Consider the following 6,882-nt stretch of genomic DNA (forward strand, 5'->3'; position numbering starts at 1 on the left):
CGTGGCGGCCCACCTGACGGCTGTCGCGCGCGCAATCCGCATCCTGCGGCCCGCAGCACTGGCCGACATGCCTTCATCCAGAGCGGCCACAAACCGCTGGCGCAAATCAGAAGAATACGGTTTCCCCATCCATGCCGCCTCCTTCCCGGCAGTCAGCATGAATCAGAAATCACCCCGAATGTGAATCCCAAAGATTCAACTTGGTCGCGGTCGACTCTAGCCCTCGTCCCTGCCAATCCGATCGAGCAGCGCCTTGGCGGCGGCCTGTTCCGCCTGGCGCTTGGCGCCTGCAGTGGCCTGCGCCTCCTCGCCGGTCGAAAGCCGCGCGGCGATCGTGAAGACCGGGGCGTGGTCGGGGCCTTCACGGGCGATCTCGACATAATGCGGCGGGGTCAGGCCGCGGGCCTGGGCCCATTCCTGCAACGCGGTCTTGGCATCGCGGGCGTCGGGCTCGACCGCGCCGATCCGCGTCCCCCATAGCCGCAGGACCAGATCGCGCGCCGCCTCGAAGCCCGCGTCGCGATAGACCGCGGCGATCACCGCCTCCATCGCATCGGCCAGCAGCGCCTCCTTGCGCCGTCCGCCCGACATCATCTCGGACCGGCCGAGTTTCAGCACGTCGCCCAACCCGATCTCGCGGGCGACATCGGCGCAGGTCTCGCGCCGGACCAGCGCATTGAACCGTGGCGCAAGCTGGCCTTCGGTCGCGCCCTTGTCGGCCAGCAACAGCGCCTCGGCCATCACCAAGCCCAGGATCCGGTCGCCCAGGAATTCCAGCCGCTGGTTGTCCGGCCGGGTCGGGCTGGACAGCGAGGAATGGGTCAGCGCGCGCAACAGCAGTTCGGGCCGGGCAAAGCTGTGGCCCAGGCGTCCGCTGAACGCGGCAAGTTCGGCCGACAGCTTCACGCGACTCACTCGATCTTCTTGAAGAACCGGTCGGGCCGCCAGGTCCAGACGAAGAAAAGCGACCGCCCCGCGGACGAGAACATCACCCGGTCCGCGCGCCCGATCAGGTTCTCGGCCGGCACGAAGCCGACCCCGCCATTGGCGCGCGCATAGCGGCTGTCCTGGCTGTTGTCGCGGTTGTCGCCCATGAAGAAGTAATGCCCCTCGGGCACGGTAAAGAGCGGCGTGTTGTCCGAGAAAAACCCGTCGCGAATGTTCAGGATGTTGTGCGACGCCCCGCCGGGCAGCGTTTCACGATAGCGCGACTTGGTGCAGGTGCCGCCCTCGCCCACCGGCGCGTTCTCGCATTGCGGATAATAGCCCATCGGCCCCTGGCGGTCATAGACCTCTTCGAACCGGCCTGCGGGTTTCACATCGACCGGGGCGCCGTTGAGATAGAGCAACCCCTCACGCATCTGCACCGTGTCGCCGGGCATCCCGATCAGCCGCTTGATGAAATCCGATCCGTTCACCGGATGGCGGAACACCACGACATCGCCGCGTTCGGGTTCCGAGGCGAGGAGCCGACCCTCGAAGGGGCACATCGAGAACGGGCAGGAATAGCGCGAATAGCCATAGGCCATCTTGTTGACGAACAGGAAATCGCCGATCAGCAGCGTGTCCTTCATGCTGCCCGAGGGGATCCAGAACGGCTGGAAGAACAGGGTGCGGAAGATCCCCGCGATCAGCAGCGCCCAGAAGATGGTCTTGATCGTCTCGACCAGACCGCCATCCTTCTTGTCGCCCGCTTTCGCCATCTGTCCGGTCCTGCCCCTTGTGTCAGCCCCCGCTTCATGCGCGGGCGGGCCGGGGCTGTCAAGGCGACGGCCCGACCCCGGCCGCCGTCACGGGCAGGGACGCGCCTCGATCACCACGAAGGCCTGCGCCCAGGGGTGATCGTCGGTCAGCGAGACATGCACGATCGCCTCGTGGCCCCCGGGCGTCATCTCGGCCAGTCGCTCGGCCGCCCAGCCGGTCAGCCGCATCACCGGCTGGCCGGTCTCGAGATTGGCCACCGACATGTCCTTCCAGGCGATGCCCATGCGCAGCCCGGTGCCCAGCGCCTTGGAACAGGCCTCCTTGGCGGCCCAGCGCTTGGCATAGGTGCCAGCCACATCGGCGCGGCGCTCGGCCTTCTGCTGCTCGGCCTCGGTGAAGACCCGGTTGCGGAAACGGTCACCGAAACGCGCCAGCGTCTGCTGGACCCGCTCGATATTGGCCAGATCGGTGCCGATGCCGAGGATCATCGGGCAGCGCCTGCGGTCACGTCCGCGCCTCGTCCATGCACCGGCGCATCTCGGCGATGGCGGGGCCAAGGCCGAGGAAGATCGCCTCGCCGATCAGGAAATGGCCGATATTCAGTTCCCTGACCTGCGGAAAGGCCGCGACGGGGCCGACGGTGTCATAGGTCAGCCCGTGACCGGCATGAACCTCCAGCCCCAGTTTGTCGGCATGCGCGGCCATGGCGCGCAGCCGCGCGAGTTCGACGTCGCGCTCGTCGAAGCGTCCTTCGGCATGCAGGTCGCAATAGGCGCCGGTATGCAGTTCGACCACCGCCGCGCCGATCCGGGCCGCGGCCTCGACCTGGGCAAGATCGGCGGCAATGAAAATCGACACCCGGCAGCCCGCATCGCGCAGCGGCGCAATGAAATGCGCGAGCCGGTTCTCGTCCTGCGCAACATCCAGCCCGCCTTCCGTGGTGCGTTCCTCGCGCTTTTCGGGCACAAGGCAGACCGCGTGCGGCCGATGCCGCAGCGCGATCGCCTGCATCTCGTCGGTGGCGGCCATTTCCAGGTTCAGCGGCACCCTCAGCGCGGCCATCAACCCGTCGATATCGGCATCCGAGATATGCCGGCGATCCTCGCGCAGATGGGCCGTGATGCCGTCGGCGCCCGCCTCCTCGGCCAGTTTCGCCGCCCGGATCGGATCGGGATAGGCCGACCCGCGGGCGTTCCTGACGGTCGCCACGTGGTCGATATTCACGCCCAGCCGAAGATGCGTGCCGTCCGCCATGTCCTTGCCCCCTTGTTCCCTGCCCGGCCTCAGGGCCGGTCGTCGGCCGTGCCCGCCTTTTGGCGCAGTTCGGCCAGTTTCTCCTTCAGCCGCCCGCGGCGGCGATTCTGGTATGCGGTGATCACCGGAACACTGAGGTAGTAGGCCACCAGCCCCGCGGCAATCCCCGGCGCGATCCCGCCGATCAGATAGGGCAGGAACAGCTCGTGATAGAACTGGCCCAGCCTGGCCCAGTTCGCCTCGGCCCCGGTGAAGACCGCCACGAGATTGTCCATAAGATCCTCGCCCGCGCCGCGGAACTTGGCGACCAGCGTGGTCTCGCTGGGTTCGTCGAAGCGGCTGCCAAGCAGGAAATGCCCGGTCTTCAGAGAGACCATCGCGATCGGCACATAGGTCAGCGGGTTGCCGAAGAGCGTGGACAGCAGCGCAGCCAGGATGTTGCCGCGCAGCCCCCAGGCGATCAGGGCGGCGAGGAAGAAGTGCAGCCCGTAAAGCGGCGTGAAGCTGACGAAGACCCCCGCGAAGATGCCCCGCGCGATCTTTTGCGGCGTGTCCGGAAGGCGGCGCACCCGATGGGTGATATAGTACAGCGCCCGCCCCCATCCGCCGCGCGGATAGACGCTGTCCAGCATGATCCGGCCGAACTTTCGCTTGTCGCGGCGCTTGAACACCAAGCCGGTCGTCCTTGTGTGCGGGCGGCCGTCACTCGGCGCGCTCGGGGTTCCGATACCGTTCTATCTCGGCGACATCGCTTTCCGCCTCAAGGGCGGTCATCACGGTGTGAAGATGTTCGACGTCCCGCAGGTCAACCTGAATCAGCAAACGGTAAAAATCCGGCTTCTTGTCGACGAATTCCATGTCGGAAATATTGGCCTTCTGTTCTCCGATCAGGGTGCAGATGCGCCCCAGCACGCCCGCATCGTTACGGATCGTGATGTAAAGCCCGACGCTGTGCACCGCCGGGTGCTTGCCCGAATGCCAGTGCAGGTCGATCCAGCGGTCGGGCTGGTCCTCGAACCTTTCCAGCACCGGGCAGTCGATGGCATGCACCACCACGCCGCGCCCGCGCCAGGTGATGCCCACGATCCGCTCACCCGGCACCGGCTGGCAGCAGGGCGCGCGCGCAAAGGTCTCGTCGGGCGACAGGCCCACCACCGCGCGGCTTGCGTCGATCTCGTCGCCGCGGGCGGTGGCGAGTTCGGGATAAAGCGCCTCGACCACGTCCTGGGCGCGCAATTCGGCCGAACCGAGCCGGGCCAGCAGTTCGCCCGCGCCACTGAGCCCGAAGCTGCGCGCGGCCGTCCTCAGCGCCTTTTCGGTCGACCGCTTGCCCACATGGTCGAAGGCCACCCGCGCCAGTTCGCGGCCAAGCTTGATGTAACGCTCGCGATCTTCCTCGCGCAGCGACTTGCGGATCGCGGCCTTGGCCCGTCCCGTCACCACGATGTCGATCCAGGTCGCCTGCGGACGCTGGCCCTCGGCGGTGATGATTTCGACCGATTGCCCGTTCTTCAGCCGCGTCCACAGCGGCACGCGGATGCCGTCCACCTTGGCGCCGACGCAAGAATCCCCGATCCGGGTATGGATCGCATAGGCGTAGTCCAGCGGGGTCGCCCCCCGGGGCAGCTTGATCACATCGCCCTTGGGCGTGAAGCAGAACACCTGGTCGGTATACATCTCCAGCTTGACATGCTCGAGGAACTCATCGTGATCCTCGGCATTCTCGAAGCGTTCGGTCAGGGATGCCAGCCACTTGGCCGGATCGACCGCAAAGGGGTTCTCGGCCCGGACACCGTCGCGATAGGACCAGTGCGCCGCGACGCCCGCCTCGGCCACCTCGTGCATCTGGCGGGTGCGGATCTGCACCTCGACTCGCTTGCCGTCGCGGCCCGAGACGGTGGTCTGGATCGAGCGGTAGCCGTTCGACTTGGGCTGGCTGATATAGTCCTTGAACCGGCCCGGCACCGCGCGCCAGCGGCGATGAATCGCGCCCAGCACCCGGTAGCAATCGCCCTCGGTCTCGGTGATGACGCGGAAACCGTAGATGTCGGACAGCCGCGAGAAGCCCTGCTGCTTCTCTTCCATCTTGCGCCAGATGGAATAGGGCTTCTTGGCGCGGCCGAAGACATCGGCCTCCACCCCCTCGCGTTCCAGTTCCTTGCGGATGTCCTGGGTGATCTTCTGGATCACGTCGCCCGATTCGCGCTGCAGCGTGATGAAGCGGCGCATGATCGAGTTGCGCGCCTCGGGGTTCAGCACGCGAAACGCCAGATCCTCCAGTTCCTCGCGCATCCACTGCATGCCCATCCGGCCGGCAAGCGGCGCGAAGATGTCCATCGTCTCGTGGCTCTTGCGGACCTGCTTTTCATGCGGCAGCGACTTGATCGTGCGCATGTTGTGCAGCCGGTCGGCGAGCTTCACCAGAATCACCCGCAGATCCTTGGACATCGCCATGAACAGCTTGCGGAAATTCTCGGCCTGCTTGGTCGCGGAAGAGGACAGCTGCAGGTTGGTCAGCTTGGTCACGCCATCGACCAGTTCCGCGACCTCGTCGCCGAACAGCCGCGCGACCTCGGAATAGGTGGATTTCGTGTCCTCGATCGTGTCGTGCAGAAGCGCGGTGATGATCGTGGCGTCGTCCAGCCGTTGTTCGGTCAGGATCGCGGCGACCGAAACAGGGTGAGTGAAATATTCCTCGCCCGAGCGGCGCAGCTGACCGGCATGCATCTCGCGCCCGTAGGCATAGGCGCGACGGATCAGATCCTCGTCGGTTCTGGGATTGTAGTTGCGCACCAGCGAGATCAGGTCTTCGACGTCGATCATCCGGCGGCCAATCCAGGGGGGCGCAGCAAGGGGCGCGCCCCGGGGGTCAACGCTGTGCCTGCGCTTCCATCAGGGCGCGCAGCAGCTTCTCTTCCGACATGTCGTCATCCGACGGACGGTCGGGCATTCCGCCGCCCATCAGCAGCGCCATGGAATCCTCTTCGGGCTCGTCAACCTCGATCTGGGTCTGGTTGGCCTCGATCATCCGCTCGCGCAGCTCGTCGGCCGACTGGGTTTCCTCGGCGATTTCGCGCAGCGCGATGACGGGGTTCTTGTCGTTGTCGTCGTCGATGGTCAGCGCGCTGCCGGCCGCGATCTCGCGCGCCCGGTGCGACGCGAGCAGAACCAGTTCGAACCGGTTCGGAACCTTGTCAACGCAATCTTCTACCGTCACGCGGGCCATGGCGCACTCCGATCCCTGGGAGATTGAAGCCCCCTTCTATTGGGTCTCAAATGACTTGACAAGGGCGGAAAGACTCTCCCACGGCCCCGAAATCGGAACAATCGCGGCCTTTTCCGTCGCGGGCAGGGCCGCCAGCATCTGGCGCACGGTCCGCCCCAGGATCGGATGGCGCCAGTCGGGTGAGATCTCGGCCAGCGGCACCAGCACGAAGGCGCGGTCCTGCAGGCGGGGATGGGGCAGGATCAGACCGTCGGGGGCCTGCGTCGCCTGCTCCTCGGCGGGAAGGTCGCGCCAGCGGGTATGGGTCTCCACGTCGGGCAGCACCAGATCGCCCAGCGCGAGCAGGTCAAGATCGAGGGGGCGCGGCCCCCAGCGGTCGCGGCGCACGCGTCCAAAGGTCGCCTCGACCGCGTGCAGGCGCGCGAGGATCGCGTCGGGCGGCAGCGTGGTCTCGATCTCGGCCACCGCATTCACGAAATCGGGACCGCTGCCCGGAGGCCAGCATGGTGTGTGGTACAAGCTGCTGATTCTGGTGACCCGAATCGCTTGGCTGTCCAGCGCCGCAAGCGCGCGAGCAAGTGTCTTCTGCAGGGGGTCGGCGCCGACCGCGACGTTCGTTCCCAGCGCAACCTGTCCTTTTGGACGGGTTTTTACGTGATTTCCCGGTTGCGGCATCGGCCTCCATCCTTAGATTTCAG

At 66.2% G+C, this 6,882-nt stretch carries 9 protein-coding genes; all 9 read right to left on the reverse strand.

All coding sequences use genetic code 11. The features are described from left to right. Nucleotides 1–159 (reverse strand): IS630 transposase-related protein (locus ENN83_RS17210; protein WP_414707673.1); only part of this gene is annotated, 159 nt, incomplete at its 3' end. Nucleotides 160–216: 57 nt separating this feature from the next. After that, a complete protein-coding gene (gene rnc, locus ENN83_RS14355; RefSeq protein WP_287188091.1) occupies nt 217–906 on the reverse strand; it encodes a ribonuclease III in 690 nt (229 codons plus the stop codon). A gap of 5 nt (nt 907–911) precedes the next feature. After that, on the reverse strand, nt 912–1,703 hold the full coding sequence (gene lepB / locus ENN83_RS14360) for a signal peptidase I (RefSeq protein ID WP_287188069.1): 792 nt from the start codon (nt 1,701–1,703) through the stop codon (nt 912–914). A gap of 87 nt (nt 1,704–1,790) precedes the next feature. After that, complete coding sequence (acpS, locus tag ENN83_RS14365; RefSeq protein WP_287188072.1) at nt 1,791–2,192, reverse strand: holo-ACP synthase; 402 nt, start codon at nt 2,190–2,192, stop codon at nt 1,791–1,793. A 16-nt stretch (nt 2,193–2,208) separates the two neighbouring features. Then, nucleotides 2,209–2,958, reverse strand: coding sequence for a pyridoxine 5'-phosphate synthase (locus ENN83_RS14370; RefSeq protein ID WP_287188075.1), 750 nt, complete (start codon nt 2,956–2,958; stop codon nt 2,209–2,211). 29 nt (nt 2,959–2,987) lie between these two features. After that, nucleotides 2,988–3,629 carry a DUF2062 domain-containing protein gene (locus ENN83_RS14375; protein ID WP_349760139.1) on the reverse strand — a complete coding sequence of 214 codons (642 nt, stop codon included), beginning with the start codon at nt 3,627–3,629 and terminating at the stop codon, nt 2,988–2,990. A gap of 31 nt (nt 3,630–3,660) precedes the next feature. Continuing rightward, nucleotides 3,661–5,781 (reverse strand): RelA/SpoT family protein, encoded by a 2,121-nt coding sequence (locus ENN83_RS14380; RefSeq protein WP_287188080.1) that lies wholly within the window; start codon nt 5,779–5,781, stop codon nt 3,661–3,663. A 46-nt stretch (nt 5,782–5,827) separates the two neighbouring features. After that, on the reverse strand, nt 5,828–6,184 hold the full coding sequence (rpoZ, locus tag ENN83_RS14385) for a DNA-directed RNA polymerase subunit omega (protein ID WP_287188082.1): 357 nt from the start codon (nt 6,182–6,184) through the stop codon (nt 5,828–5,830). Between the two features lie 36 nt (nt 6,185–6,220). Beyond that, nucleotides 6,221–6,859: a 2-amino-4-hydroxy-6-hydroxymethyldihydropteridine diphosphokinase gene (folK, locus tag ENN83_RS14390; RefSeq protein ID WP_287188085.1), complete on the reverse strand. Its 639-nt coding sequence runs from the start codon at nt 6,857–6,859 to the stop codon at nt 6,221–6,223. Nucleotides 6,860–6,882: the final 23 nt, after the last annotated feature.

Origin of the sequence: Rhodovulum sp. (assembly GCF_011048875.1) — a bacterium.
GTDB classification, from domain to species: domain Bacteria; phylum Pseudomonadota; class Alphaproteobacteria; order Rhodobacterales; family Rhodobacteraceae; genus Rhodovulum; species Rhodovulum tesquicola.

Bases quoted from the DNA above. Each gene is read 5' to 3' on its own strand.
- ENN83_RS14370 (WP_287188075.1), bottom strand. From the start codon at position 2,958: ATGGCGGACGGCACGCATCTTCGGCTGGGCGTGAATATCGACCACGTG.
- acpS (WP_287188072.1), bottom strand. From the start codon at position 2,192: ATGATCCTCGGCATCGGCACCGATCTGGCCAATATCGAGCGGGTCCAG.
- ENN83_RS14380 (WP_287188080.1), bottom strand. From the start codon at position 5,781: ATGATCGACGTCGAAGACCTGATCTCGCTGGTGCGCAACTACAATCCC.
- folK (WP_287188085.1), bottom strand. From the start codon at position 6,859: ATGCCGCAACCGGGAAATCACGTAAAAACCCGTCCAAAAGGACAGGTT.
- lepB (WP_287188069.1), bottom strand. From the start codon at position 1,703: ATGGCGAAAGCGGGCGACAAGAAGGATGGCGGTCTGGTCGAGACGATC.
- rpoZ (WP_287188082.1), bottom strand. From the start codon at position 6,184: ATGGCCCGCGTGACGGTAGAAGATTGCGTTGACAAGGTTCCGAACCGG.